The organism is Altibacter lentus, assembly GCF_000746845.1.
GTDB classification, from domain to species: Bacteria; Bacteroidota; Bacteroidia; order Flavobacteriales; family Flavobacteriaceae; genus Altibacter; species Altibacter lentus.
This window is the reverse complement of the sequence record NZ_KN050846.1, coordinates 1,826,741-1,848,530: the sequence shown is the minus strand read 5'-3', so window position 1 is coordinate 1,848,530 and position 21,790 is coordinate 1,826,741. Positions and strand designations below refer to the sequence as shown.

General features: G+C 42.0%; 18 protein-coding genes. 10 read left to right on the top strand and 8 right to left on the bottom strand.

Annotation, left to right across the window (positions count from 1 at the left end; translation table 11 throughout):
• Positions 1-48: 48 nt before the first annotated feature.
• Genes porZ through JS40_RS08510 form a run of 4 tightly spaced genes read left to right on the top strand, consistent with a single transcriptional unit; the run spans position 49 to position 6,511 of the window.
• Complete coding sequence (gene porZ / locus JS40_RS08525; RefSeq protein WP_034259891.1) at positions 49-2,352, top strand: type IX secretion system anionic LPS delivery protein PorZ; 2,304 nt, start codon at positions 49-51, stop codon at positions 2,350-2,352.
• Positions 2,352-3,068 (top strand): DNA repair protein RecO, encoded by a 717-nt coding sequence (recO, locus tag JS40_RS08520; protein ID WP_034259888.1) that lies wholly within the window; start codon positions 2,352-2,354, stop codon positions 3,066-3,068. Before porZ ends, recO begins: the two co-directional genes overlap by 1 nt.
• A 4-nt stretch (positions 3,069-3,072) precedes the next feature.
• A complete protein-coding gene (locus JS40_RS08515; RefSeq protein ID WP_034259886.1) occupies positions 3,073-5,481 on the top strand; it encodes a TonB-dependent receptor in 2,409 nt (802 codons plus the stop codon).
• A gap of 58 nt (positions 5,482-5,539) precedes the next feature.
• Complete coding sequence (locus tag JS40_RS08510; RefSeq protein WP_034259885.1) at positions 5,540-6,511, top strand: class I SAM-dependent methyltransferase; 972 nt, start codon at positions 5,540-5,542, stop codon at positions 6,509-6,511.
• 49 nt (positions 6,512-6,560) lie between these two features.
• Here the strand turns inward: JS40_RS08510 and acs are convergent, their stop codons facing one another.
• The 3 genes from acs to JS40_RS08495 all read right to left on the bottom strand — a co-directional run bounded on the left by acs (position 6,561) and on the right by JS40_RS08495 (position 10,407).
• Positions 6,561-8,468, bottom strand: a complete 1,908-nt coding sequence (acs, locus tag JS40_RS08505) for an acetate--CoA ligase (protein ID WP_034259883.1) — start codon at positions 8,466-8,468, stop codon at positions 6,561-6,563.
• Between the two features lie 654 nt (positions 8,469-9,122).
• The gene (locus tag JS40_RS08500; protein ID WP_034259881.1) at positions 9,123-10,025 is read right to left on the bottom strand and encodes a P63C domain-containing protein; all 903 of its coding nucleotides are present in this window, start codon (positions 10,023-10,025) and stop codon (positions 9,123-9,125) included.
• Positions 10,012-10,407: a transposase gene (locus JS40_RS08495; protein ID WP_160172965.1), complete on the bottom strand. Its 396-nt coding sequence runs from the start codon at positions 10,405-10,407 to the stop codon at positions 10,012-10,014. The genes JS40_RS08500 and JS40_RS08495 overlap by 14 nt, the downstream gene beginning before the upstream one ends.
• 115 nt (positions 10,408-10,522) lie before the next feature.
• Here JS40_RS08495 and JS40_RS08490 point away from each other — a divergent pair, with 115 nt between their 5' ends.
• From JS40_RS08490 to JS40_RS08480, 4 genes are all read left to right on the top strand, one after another.
• Positions 10,523-11,461, top strand: coding sequence for an IS1595 family transposase (locus tag JS40_RS08490; RefSeq protein ID WP_160172964.1), 939 nt, complete (start codon positions 10,523-10,525; stop codon positions 11,459-11,461).
• A gap of 187 nt (positions 11,462-11,648) precedes the next feature.
• Entirely contained in the window at positions 11,649-11,822 is a 174-nt protein-coding gene (locus JS40_RS15465; protein ID WP_160172963.1) for a hypothetical protein, read from the top strand.
• Between the two features lies 1 nt (position 11,823).
• The gene (locus JS40_RS08485) at positions 11,824-12,294 is read left to right on the top strand and encodes a hypothetical protein (protein WP_034259876.1); all 471 of its coding nucleotides are present in this window, start codon (positions 11,824-11,826) and stop codon (positions 12,292-12,294) included.
• Between the two features lie 555 nt (positions 12,295-12,849).
• Positions 12,850-13,185, top strand: coding sequence for a single-stranded DNA-binding protein (locus JS40_RS08480; protein WP_034259874.1), 336 nt, complete (start codon positions 12,850-12,852; stop codon positions 13,183-13,185).
• 56 nt (positions 13,186-13,241) lie between these two features.
• On the opposite strand, the gene JS40_RS08475 is transcribed toward JS40_RS08480, so the two are convergent.
• From JS40_RS08475 to JS40_RS08460, 4 genes are all read right to left on the bottom strand, one after another.
• On the bottom strand, positions 13,242-14,144 hold the full coding sequence (locus JS40_RS08475; RefSeq protein WP_034259872.1) for a histone deacetylase family protein: 903 nt from the start codon (positions 14,142-14,144) through the stop codon (positions 13,242-13,244).
• Positions 14,144-16,210, bottom strand: coding sequence for a methionine--tRNA ligase (gene metG / locus JS40_RS08470; RefSeq protein ID WP_034259870.1), 2,067 nt, complete (start codon positions 16,208-16,210; stop codon positions 14,144-14,146). The genes JS40_RS08475 and metG overlap by 1 nt, the downstream gene beginning before the upstream one ends.
• 124 nt (positions 16,211-16,334) lie before the next feature.
• Complete coding sequence (locus JS40_RS08465; RefSeq protein ID WP_034259868.1) at positions 16,335-17,957, bottom strand: DUF1501 domain-containing protein; 1,623 nt, start codon at positions 17,955-17,957, stop codon at positions 16,335-16,337.
• A gap of 8 nt (positions 17,958-17,965) precedes the next feature.
• Positions 17,966-19,435, bottom strand: coding sequence for a DUF1800 domain-containing protein (locus JS40_RS08460; protein WP_034259867.1), 1,470 nt, complete (start codon positions 19,433-19,435; stop codon positions 17,966-17,968).
• A gap of 124 nt (positions 19,436-19,559) precedes the next feature.
• Between JS40_RS08460 and JS40_RS08455 the strand changes: the two genes are divergently transcribed.
• Both JS40_RS08455 and JS40_RS08450 read left to right on the top strand, forming a co-directional pair.
• Positions 19,560-20,459 (top strand): S66 peptidase family protein, encoded by a 900-nt coding sequence (locus JS40_RS08455; RefSeq protein ID WP_034259865.1) that lies wholly within the window; start codon positions 19,560-19,562, stop codon positions 20,457-20,459.
• A 29-nt stretch (positions 20,460-20,488) separates the two neighbouring features.
• Positions 20,489-20,851 (top strand): YraN family protein, encoded by a 363-nt coding sequence (locus JS40_RS08450; RefSeq protein WP_034259862.1) that lies wholly within the window; start codon positions 20,489-20,491, stop codon positions 20,849-20,851.
• A 33-nt stretch (positions 20,852-20,884) separates the two neighbouring features.
• Here the strand turns inward: JS40_RS08450 and JS40_RS14825 are convergent, their stop codons facing one another.
• Positions 20,885-21,697 carry a helix-turn-helix domain-containing protein gene (locus JS40_RS14825; protein WP_051957536.1) on the bottom strand — a complete coding sequence of 271 codons (813 nt, stop codon included), beginning with the start codon at positions 21,695-21,697 and terminating at the stop codon, positions 20,885-20,887.
• Positions 21,698-21,790: the final 93 nt, after the last annotated feature.

The following is a 21,790-nucleotide window of genomic DNA, read 5'->3' as shown; positions in this document are numbered from 1 at the left end:
TAAATAGTATTTTAGCATGTTATACTATCTGAAAAAACAATACCATTTATGAAGTATTTTGCTTTTCTCTTCCTCACCTTGTTTTCCGCAGTAAGCACAGCGCAAAATTTCGAAGACCAATGGGAAGGATATTTTTCTTACGCTTCGGTAATAGGAATTTCACAAGGAAATGGCAAGATCTATGCCGCTGCAGAGAATTCGGTGTTTCATTACGATTTAGGTTCCCAGGAGCTACAAACAATTTCCAGTGTCAATGGACTTTCTGCCGAAGCGATCTCGACGATCTATTACAGCGAGAATTTTGGAGTCCTCGTTGTGGGGTATGAAACAGGTCTCATTGAAATTGTAATCGACGGGGAGGACAATGTACTTTCAGTAGTAGATATTTTAGATAAACAGACCATACCGCCTAATAAAAAAAGGATCAACCATTTTAATGAGTACGAAGGGAACCTTTACATTGCGGCAGATTTTGGAATATCTGTCTTCGATTTAAGTGCATTGGAATTTGGAGACAGCTACTTTATTGGTCCGCTGGGAACTCAAATAGATATTAACCAAACTACCGTTGTAGGGGATTTTATCTATGCGTCCTCATCGCAGGGCGGGGTATTACGAGCTTTGGTTGACAATCCAGATCTAATTGATTTTGAAGAATGGTCTACGGCTATCAGTGGTTTTCATCGAGGGGTACAAGGCTTGGGAGATAAGGTGTATACGCTTCGTAATGACAATGCGGTATTAGAACTTTTTCCGGGAGGAGGTTTTGTAAATGTGGGAAACTTCAGTGAAGCCGTAGTTGGTTTCACAACGGTAAATGATCTGTTGACAATCACTACTACCAATACCATTCAAGCCTATGCAAATGGTTTTGTACAACAGGCTGCAGTCAATTCGGTTCCGGGATTCGAGTATGAATTACAAGCAGGAATTGCTGTTGATAACAATTTTTATTTAGGAACTACCCAGATTGGAATGCTTCAAGTGCCTTTTGGGACGAATACTGGAGAACAGATCTTGCCCGGCGGCCCTCTTTTAAATCGCCCTTTTGCGCTGGATGTAACACCGGGCCAAGTATGGGTCGTCTACGGAGATATTGATGTAAGCTATAATCCATTTCCCAGAACACGAGAGGGAATTAGTAATCTGCGTGAAGAAACATGGACGAATATTACGTATGATGACTTGTCTGCAGCGGTGGGCGGGGAGATCAACGATTTAGTTGAAGTTACCATTAATCCTTCTAATACAGATGAAGCTTGGATATCTTCGTTCGAGAGAGGACTGCTGAAAGTAACGGGTCTGGAGGACTTCTTACTTTACAATCAAAATAACAGTCCGTTGGAGGAAGTTTTTGTACCTCCGAACAATGATAATGCGGGAATACGTGTCTACGGTTCAGATTTCGACCGAAGCGGTAATCTTTGGACCTTGCAATCCTTTACAGACGATGCGCTCATAAAAGTATCTCCGGGAGGACAATTTCAAATTATAGATGTATCTACTATAGTGGACGGAGACAATGAAGTAGGATTCAGCGATCTTAAAATAAGCAGAGAAGGCTATGTGTTTTTTGGGGCTTCAAAAACCGGATTGATAGGATATAACCCGGCAAACGGACAGTTCAATAGCATTAGTGACGATGTTGGAAACGGGAACTTGGTTAGTACAGATATTCGCAGCCTTGCATTTGATAATCAAAATCGTCTGTGGATAGGATCCACAAGGGGGCTTCGTGTACTTTTCAGTGTTGGGAACTTCTTCAATGACGAAGCCAACAACGATGCGCAGCCCATCATCTTCCTGGAGGATGGCGTCCCGCAAGAACTGCTCTTTCAGCAATCGATCACAGATATTGAGGTAGATGGTTCCAATAATAAATGGATAGCAACGAGTACCACCGGGGTTTTCTATTTATCGGCTAACGGACAAGAAACCCTGCTTCGTTTTACTAAGGATAATTCGCCTCTGCCTTCCAACGGGGTCCAGGATATCGCTATTGATCCTTTGGACGGGACAGTATATTTTGCAACGACCAATGGCTTGGTTGCCTATAAAGGAACCTCCACTGCTCCTCGCGATAACCTCGAAGAAGTCTATGTTTTTCCTAATCCTGTGCGCCCCGGATTTAGTGGCAATGTGACCATCGACGGACTTACTGCGCGAGCGAATGTCAAGATCACCGACATCGAAGGAAATCTGGTCCATGAAGACACCAGTGAAGGAGGAAGTATACAATGGGACACGACCGCTTTTGGCAGATACAAGGTGGCTTCGGGTGTATATTTAGTCTTGATCACTACCGACGACGCCCTGGAAACCAAAGTGTCGAAAATCATGATCATTCGCTAATGGTTCTCACTACCCGCGCCATTGTACTTTCCGCTATAAAATATTCCGAAGCCGACCTTATCGTAAGTTGCTTTACCGAGCAAAGCGGACTAAAAAGTTATTTGCTTCGAGGGGTGTTAAAGTCAAAGAAAGGAAAACTGAAAGCATCTCAATTTCAGCCCTTGACACAGCTTGAACTGGTTGCAAACCACAGGAACAAGGGATCGCTTGAGCGTATTCAAGAAGCCAAAGTGTCACACCCTTACCGGTCGCTACACACCCATGTGGTGAAAAGTGGATTGGTATTGTTTCTTTCTGAAATACTTCGCAACAGCATTCAAGAAGAGGAACCAAACAAAGAGCTTTTTCAATATCTGGAACAATCACTCCATTGGCTGGATCACCATGACAGCATTGCAAATTTTCATATTCTGTTCCTCATTAAACTTAGTGCTTATTTAGGCTTTTATCCCGATGCCTCATCGATTGACCTTCACTATTTTAACTTAGCTGAAGGTAATTTTCAGAAAAACGCTTTTGGAGTGTATTCAGAAAAAGGCCCGCAAATAGCTACATTCAAGGCTTTCTTCGGCATAGATTTTGATGCACTACCGCAAATTAAATTGACCAAAAAAGAACGGGCCGAAACGCTGGATTTGGTATTACGGTATTACCAACTTCATATACAGGGTTACAAACAACCGAAATCTCTTTTGGTACTCAACCAACTCTATTGAATTTATGAACCGATCCTTACTCTTAACCGTATTTCTTTTATCCTTTTGCGCAGCTACCGCACAAACCATTCAAGTGCTAGAAAGTGACTCACAAGAACCCATTCCCGGGGTGGCAGTCTATAATACCGGTAAATCAAAAAGCGGAGTGACCGATTTTGACGGGATGGTGGATATCTCGGCGTTTTCAGAAAATGAGGTCATCTTTTTCCAACATATTTCGCATCTTAAGACATCTGTTACTAAGAGTAAAATTATAGCTTCAGATAACAAGGTATACATGACCACCGACGCCAGTAGCCTGGAAGAGGTAGTGCTTTCGGTATCAAAATTCGGCTTAAAGAAAAAGGAACTGCCACAACAGATCGTGACCGTTACCTCCGAAGATATCCAATTTCAAAACCCACAAACTGCCGCCGATCTTTTAGAAAACAGCGGACAAGTCTACGTGCAGAAAAGTCAACTTGGCGGAGGTAGCCCAATGATACGTGGATTCTCCACCAACCGTTTGTTGATCACCGTGGACGGAATTCGATTCAACACTGCGATCTTTAGAGGGGGCAATGTGCAAAACGTTATCTCCATCGACCCGTTCGCAGTAGAACGTACCGAAGTAGTACTAGGTCCCGGCGCTGTGGTATACGGGAGTGATGCGCTGGGCGGGGTGATGAACTTCTATACCAAACGACCTAAATTTTCTTTTGAAGATGGGATGTCTTTCAGTGGAAGCACCACCGCAAGATACGCTACCGCCAATGAAGAAAAAACAGGACACGTCGATTTCAACATAGGTCTTAAAGAATGGGCTTTTCTAACAAGTGTTACTTACAGTGATTTTGGCGATATGCGAATGGGGGAACACGGACCTGACGACTATTTGAGGCCGGAATACGTGGAGACTATAGACGGTACAGATGTAGTGATCACAAATCCCGATCCTAGAGTACAAGTGCCCACGGGATACGACCAGATCAATGCCATGCAAAAAGTGCGTTTTATGCCTTCGGAAAAATGGGACTTCGGCTTGAATCTTTTTTATACAACCACAAGCGATTATTCGCGATATGATCGATTGATACGAAGAAGAAACGGAATGTTGCGTTCTGCGGAATGGTATTACGGCCCACAAGAGTGGCTGGCAGGAAATCTGGAAGCCCGTAATACTGCTTACGAGGGCGGGATCTATGATGAGAGTATCATCACAATGTCTTATCAGCGGTTTAAGGAAAGCCGAAACGATCGTGACTTCGGGGAACCAACACTTTTTGAAACCGATGAAACGGTTCATGCCTACAGTGCTGCCTGGGATTTTGAAAAAGACTTCAGTAAGGGAAAGTTCCACTATGGGTTGGAATATGTATATAACAAAGTGAACAGTAACGGAAGCCAGACCGATATCACCACCGGGATCTCTCAACCTGATGCCTCACGCTATCCGGACGGCGCTACTTGGCAAAGCATCGCAGCGTATAGCAGCCTTCAGTATCAATTGGCTGAATCACTCTCGTTTCAAGGCGGCCTGCGATATAACCATATATTACTGGACGCTACATTCGATGAGAGGTTCTATGACTTTCCATTCGACGATGCCAACCTAAGCACAGGGGCATTGACCGGAAGTGCCGGGCTGTCCTGGCAAGCCAGTGAGATCCTGCGTTGGAAAGCAAACTTTTCCACTGCATTTAGAGCACCCAATGTAGATGATGTTGGAAAGATCTTCGACAGCGAACCGGGAAGTGTGGTCGTGCCTAATCCGGACCTCAAACCGGAATATGCATACAATGGTGAACTGGCCGCTACACTGTCTTTTGATAACGTAGTGATCATTGAGTTGGCAACATACATGACCGAACTAAAGGACGCATTGGTCCGCAGGGACTTTAGCCTGAACGGACAGACCCAAATCGAATATCAAGGGGAGTTGAGTGATGTACAGGCCATTCAGAATGCTGCAAAGGCAGAGATCTACGGATTTGAAGCGGGAATTGAAGTGAATTTCACACCGCACTGGAAATTGTCTTCTCAATACAATATTACCGATGGGTACGAAGAAGATGACGATGGAAGTCGAAATCCCATTCGTCATGCAGCACCACAATTTGGAAATACACGGCTCACTTTTGCAAAGGACAAATGGAAATTCAATGCTTCGGCAGAATACAACGGACAATTCGACTTTCAGGATCTGGCACCCAGTCAGGCGGCGAACGACTTTCTATATGCCAAGGATGCATTCGGAAATCCATATTCACCGCGATGGTATACCTTGAATCTAGCAGCACAATATGCCGTTACGGAAGCGCTTCAGTTAAATGCGGCTTTAGAGAATATCACAGATCAGCGTTACCAGCCTTACAGTTCCGGCATCACGGCTCCCGGCCGAAACTTGATTGTAGCGGCAACCTATGCATTCTAAGGAATCCTTAAAAGAGAAATAACGCTATCTTTGCCGCTCTAACCACTTTTTGATTGTTATGAGATGGATCACGCTTGACGATTTTATAGATATTTATTCAAAAGTAGCCCAGCGTGGAGGTGATTTTTTCCTGAGTAAATTTACACTGGACAAAAAATCCAGAACCAAAAGTGCCTTTGATGATACCTTTATACAATCCTCGAATTGGTGGATCATTCCGAAGGTGCGCAAACGCTGGAATACGCTTATTACCGGTGATCCGGATATCAACTATAAACAACATTTTATCGCTAATTATTGTCAGGAGCGCAGTGATCTTCGCCTCTTGTCCCTTGGCGCCGGCACCTGCTCCCACGAACTAGAATTGGCACGATACCCTCAGTTTGCAGAGATCGTTTGTGTAGATCTTGCCGAAAACCGTTTAGCACAAGCCAAAGAAATAGCAGAAGCGCAACAGCTTTCCAATATCCACTTTGTGGCAAGTGACCTCAATACGTATCCTTTTGCCGAAGAATATTTCGATATCGTTCTCTTCAATGCTTCGTTGCATCATTTTGAACAGGTTGAGAAACTGCTTACATCACAGGTGAACAAAACATTAAAACCCAACGGATATGTAGTGATCAACGAATATGTGGGGCCTGATCGCCTGCAATACCCTAAATATCAAATAAAGGCGATCAACAACGCTTTAAAAAGTATCGATCCCGAGTATCGTAAACGTTTTAAGACCCGTTTTCCAAAGAATCGCTATTATGGCAGTGGCGTTTGGCGAATGATCATGGCAGATCCCAGCGAATGTGTAGACTCGGCAGGGATATTACCTGCCTTACATGCTCATTTCATCACATGCGAAGAAAAAGGGTACGGCGGAAATATCCTTATGAGTGTTTTAAAGGATATCTCGCACCACTTTGTAACGCCAACGGTGGAACAGGAAGCGATGCTTCAAAGGTTGTTCGACCTGGAAGATACCTATCTCACATCCCATGACAGTGATTTCGTGTTTGGGGTGTATCAAAAGAAGTAACCATTTAATTTTTAGTTTTTCTGAAAAGGGATGTACTACAGCCTTTTCTTTAAAGCACATCTTCAATAATGGCATCGACCACCTCCGGATTGAGAAGGGTGGAAATGTCGCCTAACCGGTCAGTTTCACCGCAGGCGATCTTCCGAAGGATACGCCGCATGATCTTGCCGGAGCGTGTCTTGGGTAAACCTTTGGTAAATTGGATCTTATCCAGCTTGGCAATAGGGCCTATATGCTCGGTGATGATCTGGTTGATCTCCTTCCGAAGATTAGCAGGGTCCCGTTGTTCTCCGGTTTCCTTCAGAATAACAAAACCGTACAACGCATTTCCTTTAATTTTATGCGGAAATCCCACAATAGCACTTTCGGCAACAGCCGGATGTTCATTAATGGCGTCCTCGATGGGTGCGGTCCCCAGATTATGACCGGAAACAATAATAACATCGTCCACACGGCCCGTAATACGGTAATATCCCGTTGTGTCGCGCAAAGCACCATCCCCGGTAAAGTAATAGCCTTTAAAAGCAGAAAAATAAGTATCCTTATAGCGCTGATGGTCTCCCCAGATGGTTCGCGCCATGGAAGGCCACGGAAACCGAATGCACAATCGCCCACTCACCGAATTGCCGCTTAACTCATTTCCTATTTCGTCCATAAGGGCGGGTTGGATCCCGGGTAAGGGTAAGGTAGCAAACGTGGGGATGGTTGGAGTAGCATGGGGAATAGGAGAGATCATGATACCTCCGGTCTCTGTTTGCCACCATGTATCCACAATAGGGCAACGCTTTTTCCCAATATTGTCATTGTACCAATGCCAAGCTTCTTCATTGATAGGCTCACCCACGGTGCCTAAGATCTTGAGGGAGGAAAGGTCGTGGTTTTCAGCAAAATCCAATCGCTCTTTAGCCAAGGCCCGAATGGCCGTAGGAGCCGTGTAAAACTGATTTACTTTATGCTTTTCCACAATAGCCCAAAACCTGCTCCAATCGGGATAGGAGGGCACTCCCTCAAAAAGTACGGTAGTGGCTGCGTTTGCCAAAGGCCCGTAGACAATATAGCTGTGGCCTGTGATCCATCCTATATCGGCAGTGCACCAATACACATCCTTTTCTCTGTACTGAAATACATTTTTGAACGTATACGCACTGTATACCATATATCCTGCAGTGGTGTGTACCATTCCCTTGGGTTTTCCGGTCGATCCCGAAGTATAGAGTATAAAGAGAGGATCTTCGGCATCCATTGGTTCAGGTTCACAGTGATTTGAAGCGCTGTCGAGTAACGGTTGTAGCCACATATCACGGTTTTCTACCATCGGTATTTCTGAATGGGTGCGCTTGACCACGAGAACGGACTTTACGCCTTTACAGCTTCCCAGTGCCTCATCCACAATAGCTTTAAGGTCTATGGTCTTTTCACCTCGGAAAGCCCCGTCGCTTGTTACTACCAAAGTACAGTCGCAGTCATTGATACGGGTTGAGAGCGCCGTAGCCGAAAATCCTGCAAATACCACCGAATGGATCGCACCGATGCGTGCACAGGCTAAAAGCGCTACGGCCAACTCTGGTATCATGGGAAGGTAGATACAGACCCTGTCTCCTTTCTTAATTCCTTGATCCTTGAGGACATTGGCAAATTTACAGACCCTTTTATGGAGTTGTTTATAAGTAATATGCTGTGATGTTTCAGAAGGATCGTTGGGTTCAAAGAGGATGGCTGTTTTCGATCCGTGTGCATACAGGTGCCGATCGATACAATTTTCGGTGATGTTGAGTTTGGCGCCTTTAAACCAATTCACCCGAGGCACCGTTAGATCGAAATCAAGTACCTGCTGCCAACGTTCCTGCCATACAAAATTCTCTTCGGCTATTTCCTCCCAAAAGGTTTCAGGGTCCCGTACCGACTTACGATAGACTTGAAAATATTCTTCCAGATTTTTAATATGGTAATTACTCATGAGGCTCCAAAATCTATAATTTCCTCTAAGATAGCATTTTTTGAAAAAGATATTTTTTCTGAAGAAGTATTTGTAAATAGCAGAAAAACAATGATTAAAAAGGCATCTATATACATTAGGGGACAAAGAAAAAACCACCTCATCCAGCGAATAGGTTAAAGAAAATTTTTAAGGTTGGTAAGGTAGGTTTGTAAGAAAAATATCGTTTATTACGACAAAGTTGTTACCTTTGTGAAAAGAAAAAGGGAGCATCCCGCTAAGAATAACTCCCCTTTTGTTAGTAATCTTTGGCTTGTTTAGGTCATTTCCTTATGAGAGAAAGCCTAATTTAACTTGCAACCGTTATATGTCTGACGGTCTTTTGATTACCACTTGAAATTTTGGGAGAAGGAGTTTTGGAAGCTCCTTCGCTGTTTTAACTTTACACCTTATTAGTTTTGGAAGCTAATAAGTTTCCCGGTAAGCTATCTACAGTTTTTCCCTTATATTTTTAAGACCACTCTTTGAGTGGTTTTTTATTGGTTTTATATAGTATACTGATTAAAGCTTTTTTTGTTTTAATTTCATCAAAAATATATTTAAAAAACTGAAAAATAAAACGCTATAAGGTTGATTTTTATGTTTTTATTTCTCATACTGCCAAATCTTGGATTATTAGTTTTCATCTTCATCTAAAAATAAGTCTAATTGGTCGCCATGAGCAGGATATGCTCTTTCAACAAGTGAAACATATTTTTTCCAAGAAGTAGATGCTTTGGCAAGAGCTATGAGTCCCCCAAAAAATTCTCTAAGTTTTGGTTCTCCTATTTCATCTGTTAAAAAAGAGAAGTGCTTATGCTCTCTATAACCTTTATCGTTTTTGGGATTTATTATTTCTAATTCCTTTAATAATCCCGGAGCCATTCTATCATAAATATATTTGTTTGTCCATTTGCCTAAAACGCTTGGTCTTTTTTGAGCGTTTTCTGGCTTCCATTCCCATCCATTCAGCCTAAACCATTGTTTGTAGAGTTCAAGAGGAAATGTAACCTCATATTTTTTTGCTTCTTGCAAAAGAAATTTGTCTAAAATCTGTTGCAAGGCATTTTTTACTCTTACATCTTGATAGCCTGTCGCCTCGTCTACTAAAGCCTTTATTCCAATATTAGACAATCCAATAAGAAGTATTTCGCTCGCCCTTGCTAAAGGAAGTTGGCTGTTTGTAATTTTTTTAAATTCCCTTGCATCTAAATAAACTTTGCAAAGCCTTGGAAGTATTTCGGCATTGTATCCTTCAGTTAAATTGCCGTTTTTTGAAACGTATTCTATTGGGTTGAGCACCGCCTCTAAATCCTCGTCAATAAAGGGCTGAAGGTTTTTTGCGTCAATAAAAGCGGGCCTGTTGAGCACCCTTATATCATCCTTTGCTCGACCTCTTTTTGTTCGTCCAAATGCTTTAAAAACAGCCGATTGTGTTATTATTCTTGTTTCGTCATCTAAAACAGCAACATTTAACTCTCTTTTACCAATATTTATCTTCCCTTCATGAGTTGCTTTTAAAAGTTTATTCTCTTTCATAGTTGTATATTTTTTGAATTAAAACATCCTGCTTGACAACGCTTTCTTTAATTTTATTTGACATTCTTAAAGCTGTATCTTTAGTGACACCTAATTCGTTCCCTAAGTTTCTTAATGAGATGCTCATGTTTGTCCCAAGAATTAAATGTATTAGATAAAACCATTTTTGCAGGTCTACTTTTGTTTTGTGCATTGCTGTATTGACCGTTACTCTGTAAGATATATTACACGTATTACAATGGTATCTATTATCCTTTATTGGGGTTTGACTATTTGAAAGACAATAAGGGCATTCGGGTTCTCCATTCCATTTTAGCTTTTCTAAAAATCTAATACAACTATCTTCATTCGGAAACTTTTTATATATATCTTCTATTGTCATTATTAATGGTAGTGAAATTGAAAACAAATTTAAGTAAAAAATCACAACTTTACTACCATTAACTATGACATACAATATTTTTTTATTATATTTGTAGAGTAAAATGTTAGAAACCATGAATTTCAAATCACTACCACAGCTTTTAGACTACTTTAAGGAAGAAAGTACTTGTATTGAATACTACGAAGGTATAAGATGGGGTGGTAATCCTGCTTGTCCTCATTGTGGTAGCTTGAACCCTTATAAAACTACAAGAGGGTATAAGTGTAGTGATAACGAGTGCTACAAGAAGTTCACTGTTAAGGTAGGAACTATTTTTGAAAACTCTAAAATCTCATTTAGAATATGGTTTGCAGCGATCTATTTAGCTACTTCTCATAAAAAAGGAATCTCTAGCGTACAATTAGCTTTAGATTTAGGAATTACGCAAAAAACAGCATGGTTTGTATTGCATAGAATTAGAGAAATGCTGAAAGAGAAAGCTCCGAAAATGTTAGGCGAGAAAAATATGGTAGAAATCGATGAAGCCTATATCGGTGGCAAAGAAAAAAACAAGCATACGAGTAAAAGTCGTTCAGATGTATACCCACATTTGAAAAACGACGGGACTCCTTATGTCCCTAAAACTATGGTAGTAGGGCTTATTGAACGTGGGGGAGATGTAGTGATTAAGAAAGTTCCTAGAGCCGTTAATTACGAAATTCAGCCCATCATTGATAAGCATGTAAAAGCGGGTTCAGAGATTCATACAGACGAAAGCCATGTTTACCGCAATCTAGGCATTACCTATGACCATTCAACAGTAGTACATTCCGCTAAACAGTATGTAGTAGGCAATGTACACACCAACACCATAGAGAACTTTTGGAGTGTTTTAAAGCGTGGTTTGTATGGCGTGTATCACCAAGTAAGTGATAAGCATTTTGAGCGTTATTTAGACGAGTATGCAGCGAGGTTTAATACTAGAAATTTGACCAATCAAGAGCGTTTTGAGAATTTCTTAGTTCAAAGTGAAAGTGTTTTGAGATATAGGGATTTAATAAAATTTACCTAAGTGTGTGAAATTTTAACGCTTTGATAAGAAACACTTTATTAAATACCCAGTCTTAGATAATGTTAGCAAAACTCATTATTTATGTGGCATAAAAATTGTATGTTTAATATAAATTTAATACTTTTGCGCACTCTTATATAGATTTTTTTTCTATATTTAGAGTAGGGAAAAACTAAAACTTTTAATTATGGAAATTCGAGTTGATACTAATGGGACCATTCGTCTAGTTTCGGATAAACCATTGTCAGAGGAAATAAGAGCTAAAATCGTTAAGCGATTAGAGAATAAGAAGGAGACGTTAGATCAAATGACCGCTGATTATAAAAGTGGCAGATTTGACGAAATCTTTAAAACTATTTAGAATGCATTTATATTCAGAACGTGAGAGCCAAAATGGCTCTCATTTTTTTATTAAATCAAATACAGAATGTCAATACCTTCTTTTAATTAAGTCTACTGAAGAAGAGTATGAAGTAGATTTTTTAGAAAATCATATTCAAAACGCTATTCTAAACAAATTTACCATTGATAACTTTCCTAAATTTTGTGAATGCGATGAGTTAATATTGACAATCAGAAAGATTATATTCAATCACGTTAAAAATAATGATGTTGTTGTAAAAATAGAATTTGAACAGAATAATTCTAGAAGAAAGATAATTGACAAGTACTTTAAAGATAGGCCGTCATACATAAATGGTTTAACTCATATTGTCAATGGGAATGCGGTGTACTATTTCTTTAGCAATAAGAATATTGATTCAGCAGACCTTATAAAAAGCCTTGTTTCTGAATTTAACCCCCCAGAGGATAAAAATGACGAGGAAGAATAAAGAAAAATATAAAAAACCTAAGACTAAGGAATTACCTTTAAAAATAAACACTTCATTAGATGACGTTTTAAAAGTTTCCATCCCTAAAAAGAAGGAAAATAAATAGTATTGCATTTGGGAAAGCCCTTAATTGTAGTTCACATTTCTACAGGATGCAACCCGTTCTTACACTTAAATTACCAAAACTTGAATAGACTTTAACTAGCGTTCTGTGAAAATAGGTAGCAGTAAAGGGTACTAATCTCTTTGAAGTTAAAAAAGTTTTACTTTCCAAAAAAAATTCATCCGAATTTCTCTAAAGCCTTGTTTCTAGGCTTGTCCCCTAATGTATATAGATGCCATTAAAAAGTTTACAAACGCTTACAAATAACTATAAACGATAGTAAATACGTACCAACCGACTCGTTTTGGGAAGCTGTTTCATATTTGCAGTGTTGAATCGTTGGAGTGACATTATTGTGTACAGGTAATACAACTGGTGACGATTCAGGCTAAAAAGATCCGGGAGACACCCGGGAATTATCTTAACTGTTTAATCTTTAAATTTTAGAAATTATGAGCACACTTAGAAACAAAGTACAGTTGATTGGAAACTTAGGAAATGACCCCGAAATCCTAACCTTGGAATCCGGGAAAAAATTGGCAAAATTCAGTATTGCCACCAATGAGAGCTACAAGAATCAAAAAGGCGAGCGGGTTACCGACACCCAATGGCACAATGTCGTTGCCTGGGGTAAAACTGCCGAGATCGTAGAAAGCTACGTGACCAAGGGAAAGGAAGTGGCCGTGGAAGGAAAATTGACCACCCGCTCCTGGGATGATAAGGACGGCAACAAGCGATACACTACCGAAGTAGTCTGCAACGAGCTGTTACTGTTAGGAAGTAAGTAATAGTTCCTATTATGTAAGGAAAACCCCCGCTGCTATCTGCTGCGGGGGTTCTTTATTTAAAAGAAGAGTTCTTGCGCCAAACGGAATGTGTTTGCATGGGCTTCAATGATCGTCTTTATTTCGGGGGAATAGCCTCCGCCCATGCTTATTTGAAGCGGAATGTGATGTGCTTTACAAGTTTCAAGCACGTACCTGTCACGCTCTTTGCAGCCTTGCAGGGAACAACTCAACCGACCTAATTTATCGCTTTCTAAAATGTCTACCCCGCTTATGTAGAAAACAAAATCGGGTTGCTGTTCTTCTATAAGTTTTGGGAGTGTTTCTTGTAGGATTGAAAGATAAGCTTCATCATTGGTACCATCGGGCAGCGCAATATCCAGATCACTTTTTTCCTTTCGGAAGGGATAATTACCTGCCCCATGCATGGAAAAGGTGAAAACAGAAGGATCATCTCTAAAAATCACTGCAGTTCCGTTTCCTTGATGAACGTCCAGGTCTACGAACAATATCTTTTTTACTCTTTGATTCTGCAATAAATAACGTGCGGCAATTGCCTGATCGTTAAAAATACAAAATGCTTCGCCATGTTCCGGATATGCGTGGTGTGTCCCTCCGGCAATGTTCATGGCAATGCCATTTGTTAGCGCATGTTCACTACCTTCAATAGTTCCTTGTGTGATGACATATTCCCTGTTAACAAGGGCTTCAGAAAGTGGAAAACCTATTTTTCTAGCTGCTCTTTTATCCAAGGTAAGATGTTGCAGATCGTGTAGATAGCTCGCTGAGTGTACGGCCAGAATCGCCTCGTCTGCACTTCGGGACGGTGAAAAAAAATTGGCCTCCACACAGGTGCCTTCGTGCAGCAACTGGTCGTGTAACAGTTCGTATTTAGACATCGGGAATCGATGTCCTAAAGGCAGGTTGTGTTTAAAAATAGGGTGATACGCTATTTTGAGCATCAATTGATCGTTGCCCCGTTTTCAATGCCCTCCCCATCCGGATTGACAAACATGAGCTTGCCGTCCGGAGTTTCCGTCATAAGGATCATTCCTTCACTGTCTACCCCCCGCAACGCTCTAGGCGCCAGATTGACCAAAACAGTTACTTTTCGTCCAACGATCTCTTCCGGGGTAAAACTTTCGGCGATACCCGAAACGATGGTCCTCACGTCAATCCCGGTGTCTACTTTAAGCACAAGTAATTTCTTCGCTTTGGGCATTTTTTCGGCTTCCAGAATGGTTCCTACCCGCATATCGAGTTTTGTAAAATCATCAAACTGTATGGTCTCTTTTTGAGGTGTCACATCTTTTTTGGCAGCTTCATTCATTTTTTTACTGGCTTGAAGTTTTTCTAATTGTTCTTGAATTTGTTCGTCCTCTATTTTGCTGAAAAGCAATGTGCCTTTTCCAATAATGTGCTCCGGTTTTAACACGTTTTGATCTTTTGAAACCGAATCCCATGTGTGTGCGCTATCACCTTCAGAAAGACGAAGCATGGCTTTTAGTTTTTCCGAAGTAAAAGGCAAAAAGGGCTCGCTTAATACGGCTAAAGCAGAAGCCACCTGTAAAGCGACGTACATCACGGTTCGCGTTCGGGCTTCATCTGTTTTAATGGTCTTCCATGGTTCTTCATCGGCCAGGTATTTGTTCCCCAACCGGGCAACATTCATCAATTCCTGTTGCGCTTCCCGAAAGCGGTAACGCTCGATAGAACTGGCTATAACAGCCGGATAGGCCCGGAGCTCTTTCAGGGTTTGCGTGTCTGCTTCAATAAAGGTAGTAGGCTGCGGCACCTTGCCTTCATAATATTTATCGGTAAGCACCATGACACGATTGATGAAATTTCCGAAGATTGCCACCAACTCATTGTTATTACGGGCCTGAAAATCGTTCCACGTAAAATCATTGTCCTTAGTTTCCGGAGCATTCGCAGTGAGTGTATAGCGAAGCACGTCCTGCTGATCCGGAAATGCTTCCAGATATTCGTGCAACCACACCGCCCAGTTCTTGCTGGTCGAGATCTTATTTCCTTCTAAATTGAGGAATTCATTGGCAGGAACATTGTCCGGGAGGATAAAACTACCTTCGGCTTTGAGCATGGCAGGGAAGATGATGCAATGAAATACAATGTTGTCTTTTCCTATAAAATGCAATAATTTGGTTTCGCTGTCCTTCCAGTAGGGTTCCCAGTCTTTTCCTACTTGCCGGGCCCATTCTTTGGTAGCAGAGATATATCCTATGGGAGCGTCAAACCAAACGTAGAGAACTTTTCCTTCGGCACCTTTCACAGGAACGGGAATACCCCAATCCAGATCGCGCGTGACCGCCCGAGGACGAAGTCCGTCATCGATCCACGATTTGCATTGTCCGTAGACATTTGTTTTCCAGTCCTTTTTGTGGTCTTGTAAGATCCACTCTTTTAACCAGGATTCATATTGGTCCAACGGCAAGAACCAGTGTTTCGTTTCTTTGCGAACCGGTTTGTTACCGCTTATCATACTCTTCGGATTGATAAGATCGGTAGCGTTATGAGAGGTGCCACAATTTTCGCATTGGTCGCCATAGCTTTCTTCAAAACCACACTTGGGGCAAGTTCCCACAACAAAACGATCTGCTAAGAATTGACCGGCTTCCTCGTCGTAGAGTTGCTCTGTGATCTCTTCAATGAATTTGCCGTCTTCGTACAGTTTTTCAAAGAAGGCTGAAGCGGTATCGTGGTGTATTTTTGCAGAAGTTCGCGAATAATTATCGAAGGAGATCCCAAAGTCGTTGAAGGACTTTTTGATGATCGCATGGTATTTATCCACTACCTCTTGTGGAGTGATTCCTTCTTTTTTTGCTTTTATGGTAATAGGAACACCATGTTCATCACTCCCGCATACAAAGGCAACATCATTGCCTTGCATTCGTTGAAAACGGGCATAGATATCGGCGGGAACATAGACGCCGGCTAAGTGGCCAATATGAACCGGGCCGTTGGTATAAGGAAGTGCTGCGGTGATCGTGTATCGCTTCGGGTGCTTCATAAAATCTTTCTGAATGCCCCATTTTATTCGGGCAGCACAAAAATAAGGATTTTATCTTCGGAAGCGGTTATCTGTAAAGAGAAAAGTCTTCTGTTCTTAAAGTCTTTCCGAAGCCTTCTTACTACTATTTAATAATTAGGGATGCACTGTAAAATTGACCTCCCAAAGCGATTCGGTACAGATACTGGCCGTAACTCATTCTGCCCTTAACCGCAGCTTTCACATCGATACGATGCCTCCCCGAAAATAGTATCTCATTCTTCAGTGTGGCTATTTCTCTTCCGGTTATATCATAGAGTTTGATATCCACATGGGCCGTAGCGGGCATGTGAAGCTCGATGTAGGTACGGTCATTTTGGTAGACACCCGCATGCGACAGACGTGTTGTATTACCAAAGTCTGTAACAGACAAGCTCTCGCAGGAGAGTCCCAGATCGAGATGCTCGTACGTTTGATTGAGTAAGATGGTACTCACTACCGAAGGATCCAGACAGAACCAATCGGTTAAAACGGTGGAATACACATCGCGAAAATCGGTTGAAGGAAGGAGGTTGTCATTGTTGTCCCACACACTCAAATCCGGATGTTCCCCTACAAATCCGCTACCGTTCAAGCCGGGCCCGAACAGCATTACCGGAGAAGCAGCACCGTGATCTGTCCCGTTGGAACCATTCTCGTAAGGGCGACGCCCAAATTCGGAAATGGTCATGGCCAACACATTGTTCTGCATTCCCGTGGCCGAGAGGTCGTCAAAGAAATTCTTCATCGAATCCGCAAGATCTTCCAATAGGGTTCTATGGTCGTTCACCTGATTGGCATGGGTGTCGAAACTACCAAGGGTCACCATATATACTTTGGTGCCCAATCCTCCTTTGATCATTCGTGCAACGATCGCCAGTTGATTTGCCAATTGTTCATCGGCATAAGCGACATCGTTGTTCGAGGCCATATAGGCATCGTTGATCACGCCGGCATACGTAAAGGTGGTATTGGCAGTAGCCCGCATAAAGAGAAGTTTATCGCCGTATACGCAATCCGGGATGTCGAGGACATCGTGCAAACTTCCGTTTTGTGCTACATTGGCCAACTGGGCAGGATTTGCGACCGAAAAGGCATAATTACTATTTACCCCGTCAAAGATGAGGTTGCCTAAGCTTCCAATTTGTACTGCCGGAGGTGTTTCGGGTGGATTGATGAGGTAATCGGGATACAGGTCTTCAAAATAACGACCCCACCAACCGGTGGGCTCAAAATTAATATCGTCTGTAGAAGCCCAGATTTCCGAAGAACGAAAATGGGACAAATTCTGTTGCGGATAACCCACGCCGTGGATCACTTTCATATTCCCGTCACCCCAAACCGACTGCAAACTGTTCATATAGTTAGGAAGGGCGAAATCTGCATTTAGATTGAACAGGTCCGAGGTGTTATGTTTAATGGTTGGGCGAAGGTTTGCGTATGTTGCATAATCGTAAACAGGGACAACGGTATTGAGGCCGTCGTTCCCTCCTTTTAGTCGTATAAGAACCAGAATATTTTCATTCTCACTTTGAGATAAGGCTACGGAAAGCGGAGACGGCTTTGAAGCCGACACAGCACTATTGGCAAGTACCATGCCGCCGGCGCCCGCGAGTCCCAAAGCTTGTATAAAGGAACGTCGGTTCCAGGTAGCATGCTCTTGTTCGTGAACCTTTTTATCTTTCTTTGAAGCAGAAGGACTTTTAGGGATATGGTCATGATCACACATAGCAGTAGTTATTTAAGTTGAAATTCGGGCATGCGAGCAATATGCTTTAACAGCAGGAAGACTTGATAGGGCGCCTCGGACCAGCTGAGGTTCCAGATACCATCGTCATAGTAATTTTGAGGGATCTCCCACTTGAAAATGGTGGTTGCGATCGCATAATCACCTAGCGAATGCAAAGGTTTGGCCATAAAATGGTCTACCAGTACTTGCGTGATAAAATCAGGATCATTGCTGTCGTTAGTCAGGTCTCTTGCGAGATCGGTAAATGTAAAGTCGTACCCATTGTAGAAAAGATAATCCAGATATACTTCCATGAGTTGCCATCGGCCGGTGAGTGTGGACGTATTGATCCAGGTCTCATCCCTTTGCCAGCCTGAAACATCCGGCGGATCAAAGAGTTCTTGGCCCATAAGTCCCGCATAATAGATAAAAGCATCCATGATGGAATCGTCGTAGAAAAAACCTGTCTCGTTCGCGAAGGTGAACATGACGTCGAATGGGCTTTTAATCACAACTCCCAGCACGCGTTCATCAAAAAAATGTTCACTTTTAAACAATTGTTTTAAAACGGGTACCAATTCGAAATTATTCGTGACAAAGGTTTGGGCAAGCGGAATAATAACATTCTGTTCTACTATGGCGTCCACATCTGGACTCACAAAGAATTTATAGAGTTTTCTACAAATGTTTGTAGCGATCTCTGTACTGCGCTCCTGAAACAGGATGTTGATTACGTCCTCATAACCCCATGGCCCTGTTTGTCCGAAAATGGTCTTGTTTCCCGCATCGTGCGTGATCGCATCAAAATAGATGGCAGCTCCAGGTTCGCTCCAGTGATTATATCCTGTCAAGGCTCGGGATGTTTCGGTGATATCGGTTTCGGTGTAGCCGTTGCCCTCTCCCAGTGTGAACAGTTCGAAGAGTTCGCGGGCATAATTCTCATTGGGGTTGTTATTGGTATTCTCAAACCCGTTAAGATACACGAGCATGGTGGAGTTGATCCCTATAGCTTGTACAAAATCCTTGAAATTACCCAGACAGTGGGTTTGTAGAGTGTTGTAATACTGAAACAAATAAGGGGCGTAAAAATAGGTTTCGAGTTCTGTGACAAAATGATTGGCCCAAAAAAAGGTGAGTCTGCCTCGCAGTTTTTCTGAAATGAAATCGTTGCCGGTCTGTACACGCCAATCTTCGATGTATTGATTATTTTCAGCTTCGTAATTGGTGAAATCACTCACGGCATAATACCCCCAAACGGGTGCCGGGGTCACAGGCAGGCCGGCGGCGGTATCGACCAAGGAATCGATAAAATCCCCTGGGCTCATAGCCAAAACAGCATCTATTTCCGGTTGCGGGGCACCAAAACCTAGGCGTTTAAAAGCATGTTTTACTTTACCGGTGTTCCAAGGATTGGCTCCGCTGGGAACGTAAGGAATAAGGGTCGACGCATTGCAGGAGAAGGTAGCAATCGTTTCCATAGGCGATAGGTTTTGCAGGTTTGAGGCTTCTAAAAATACTGAATTATAGCCTTTTGAGTCCAATCATGTATAATTTTAACTAAAAAGTTTGTCGATTAATTGCACGGAAAAGTAATTTTAACACATGCAAACACCTCAATATTTGTCCCCCGGTGATCGGGTTGCTATCGTGTCAACCGCCCGTAAAATAACAGAGAAAGAATTGGATCCTGCCTTGGACCTTCTAAAAAAATGGGATCTCGAGGCTGTTTTAGGGAAGAGTATAGGTGCCGAAGCCAATCAATTTGCCGGAAATGATGAAATTCGCGCGGCAGACCTTCAGTGGGCGTTGAATGACCCTTCCGTAAAAGCGATCTGGTGTGCCCGGGGTGGCTACGGAACGGTACGCATTATCGACAGCTTGGATTTTTCAGCATTTAAAAAAAACCCTAAATGGATCATTGGCTACAGCGATATTACGGTCTTACATTCGCACATTCACAAGATGGGGATCGAAACGCTGCACGCTCAAATGCCGTTGAATATTGAAAAGAGGTCTGAAACATCCCGACAAAGTATTCGCGAGGTACTTTTTGGAAAGGAGTACTCCATTGCATATGCTTCGGAAGAGTCCTTAAACCGTCCCGGCAGGGCGAAAGCGCAACTGGTTGGTGGAAATCTATCGATACTTTATTCTCTCTGCGGAAGTGCTTCAGCAATAGATACACTGGACAAGATCCTGTTTCTTGAAGACTTAGACGAGTATTTATATCATATCGACAGGATGCTTCAGAATTTAAAGAGAAATGGAATGTTGGGGCATTTGGCCGGTTTGATCGTTGGAGGAATGAGCGATATGAATGATAATTCGGTACCTTTTGGGCAAACCGCAGAAGAAATCATACGGGAAGCCGTTTCCGAATACGACTATCCTGTTTGTTTTAATTTTCCGTCGGGACATATAGAAGATAACAGAGCCTTGGTTTTGGGAAGAGAAGTAGATCTTGTTATCACAAATAATAAAATAACATTGAGTTTCATCTAAAAAGCATTCTTGCCTTTGCGGGCAGTACTATGGCCACACACAACGAACTTGGAAAGATTGGAGAGCAACTGGCAGTAGAACACTTGCTGCGCAACGGCTATGCGATTTTGGAGCGAAATTTTGTATTTGACAAGGCTGAGATCGATATTGTTGCACAAAAGGAGGCAGATACCGTTGTGATGGTGGAGGTAAAGACCCGAAACAGCGATTTTTTTGGGGATCCGCAGGAATTTGTCACAAAAAATAAAATTAAACTATTGGTTAAGGCCGCAAACGAATACATGATTAGCAATGAGCTTGACCAGGAAGTTCGTTTTGACATTATTGCGGTGTTAAAAAATGAAAAGGTTGCAAAGATCCAGCATTTTGAAAATGCATTCTATCATTTTTAACACCGGTACTTTTAATTAAAAATCCTTTACAATTTAGCTCACCAGATGTTCTGGTGCCTTCATTTTAATGAATGATTCAATTTTATAGAGCAGAACGATCTGCAGAAGCAAGGCAGGGATCAAGAATATTAATCCGAGTAATACCGTAAAAATAAGTATAAAAAATACACCGCTTGCAATTTCCAAGCCTCCGGCTATCTGTGGCACTATCCCCATGGGTTTATGCAGACGGAGTAGTGCGAATCCAAAGATAAAACTTCCAATCCCGCGAAAAATGGATTGTGTTACCAAAACATATTCCATATAGAACGGTTCAAAATACAGGGATGCCATATCGTAACCATAAAACAGGATCGTGGTACCTATCAAGAAATAGGCGCCTATTTTCAATAAATAGTTATTGAAGAGGCTCCCGCTAATAACAAATCCCCACATAAAATAGATGTACGCCAGCATCACAATGAATTTCATGCTTATATATGCTGCCGGAGATAGAATAAGTTCATTTTCATAAAACCGTGCATAGTCCACGGCAAATTCCACAAATCCTGAAAGAAAATAAATAAGTCCGCTAATCCAGGCCAGTTTTATATAAAATGCTGAAACCCCAACCTCTCTATGTATAAAATTCTCTTCATGGGAAGGAGGGTCGTTTAGATTTTCCAAATTTTCACCTAAGGCATTCAGAATTGTTTTTAAGGTGAAACTTCTTGGGGTCACTTCCCCGGCTTCAATGCGTTGAATGGTTCGCACATTGATGTTGCACTGCTCAACCAGTTCTTCTTGAGTAAGCCCTTTTTGCCTGCGCAGTTCCAAAATTTTCTGACCAAGTTCGGGTTGTTTCATCTGTGTAAAATTTATGAAGCAATAGTACGATAGGAGTAAATATACTGCAATATTTTTAGGAGAATTTCACCCGACATTCACCCGACATTTGTT

Bases quoted from the DNA above. Each gene is read 5' to 3' on its own strand.
- JS40_RS08510 (WP_034259885.1), top strand. From the start codon at position 5,540: ATGAGATGGATCACGCTTGACGATTTTATAGATATTTATTCAAAAGTA.
- metG (WP_034259870.1), bottom strand. From the start codon at position 16,210: ATGAAGCACCCGAAGCGATACACGATCACCGCAGCACTTCCTTATACC.
- porZ (WP_034259891.1), top strand. From the start codon at position 49: ATGAAGTATTTTGCTTTTCTCTTCCTCACCTTGTTTTCCGCAGTAAGC.
- JS40_RS08495 (WP_160172965.1), bottom strand. From the start codon at position 10,407: ATGACAATAGAAGATATATATAAAAAGTTTCCGAATGAAGATAGTTGT.
- JS40_RS08480 (WP_034259874.1), top strand. From the start codon at position 12,850: ATGAGCACACTTAGAAACAAAGTACAGTTGATTGGAAACTTAGGAAAT.
- JS40_RS08500 (WP_034259881.1), bottom strand. From the start codon at position 10,025: ATGAAAGAGAATAAACTTTTAAAAGCAACTCATGAAGGGAAGATAAAT.
- JS40_RS08455 (WP_034259865.1), top strand. From the start codon at position 19,560: ATGCAAACACCTCAATATTTGTCCCCCGGTGATCGGGTTGCTATCGTG.
- recO (WP_034259888.1), top strand. From the start codon at position 2,352: ATGGTTCTCACTACCCGCGCCATTGTACTTTCCGCTATAAAATATTCC.
- JS40_RS08475 (WP_034259872.1), bottom strand. From the start codon at position 14,144: ATGCTCAAAATAGCGTATCACCCTATTTTTAAACACAACCTGCCTTTA.
- JS40_RS08460 (WP_034259867.1), bottom strand. From the start codon at position 19,435: ATGGAAACGATTGCTACCTTCTCCTGCAATGCGTCGACCCTTATTCCT.
- JS40_RS08465 (WP_034259868.1), bottom strand. From the start codon at position 17,957: ATGTGTGATCATGACCATATCCCTAAAAGTCCTTCTGCTTCAAAGAAA.
- JS40_RS08485 (WP_034259876.1), top strand. From the start codon at position 11,824: ATGCATTTATATTCAGAACGTGAGAGCCAAAATGGCTCTCATTTTTTT.
- JS40_RS08450 (WP_034259862.1), top strand. From the start codon at position 20,489: ATGGCCACACACAACGAACTTGGAAAGATTGGAGAGCAACTGGCAGTA.
- JS40_RS14825 (WP_051957536.1), bottom strand. From the start codon at position 21,697: ATGAAACAACCCGAACTTGGTCAGAAAATTTTGGAACTGCGCAGGCAA.
- JS40_RS08515 (WP_034259886.1), top strand. From the start codon at position 3,073: ATGAACCGATCCTTACTCTTAACCGTATTTCTTTTATCCTTTTGCGCA.
- JS40_RS15465 (WP_160172963.1), top strand. From the start codon at position 11,649: ATGGAAATTCGAGTTGATACTAATGGGACCATTCGTCTAGTTTCGGAT.
- JS40_RS08490 (WP_160172964.1), top strand. From the start codon at position 10,523: ATGAATTTCAAATCACTACCACAGCTTTTAGACTACTTTAAGGAAGAA.
- acs (WP_034259883.1), bottom strand. From the start codon at position 8,468: ATGAGTAATTACCATATTAAAAATCTGGAAGAATATTTTCAAGTCTAT.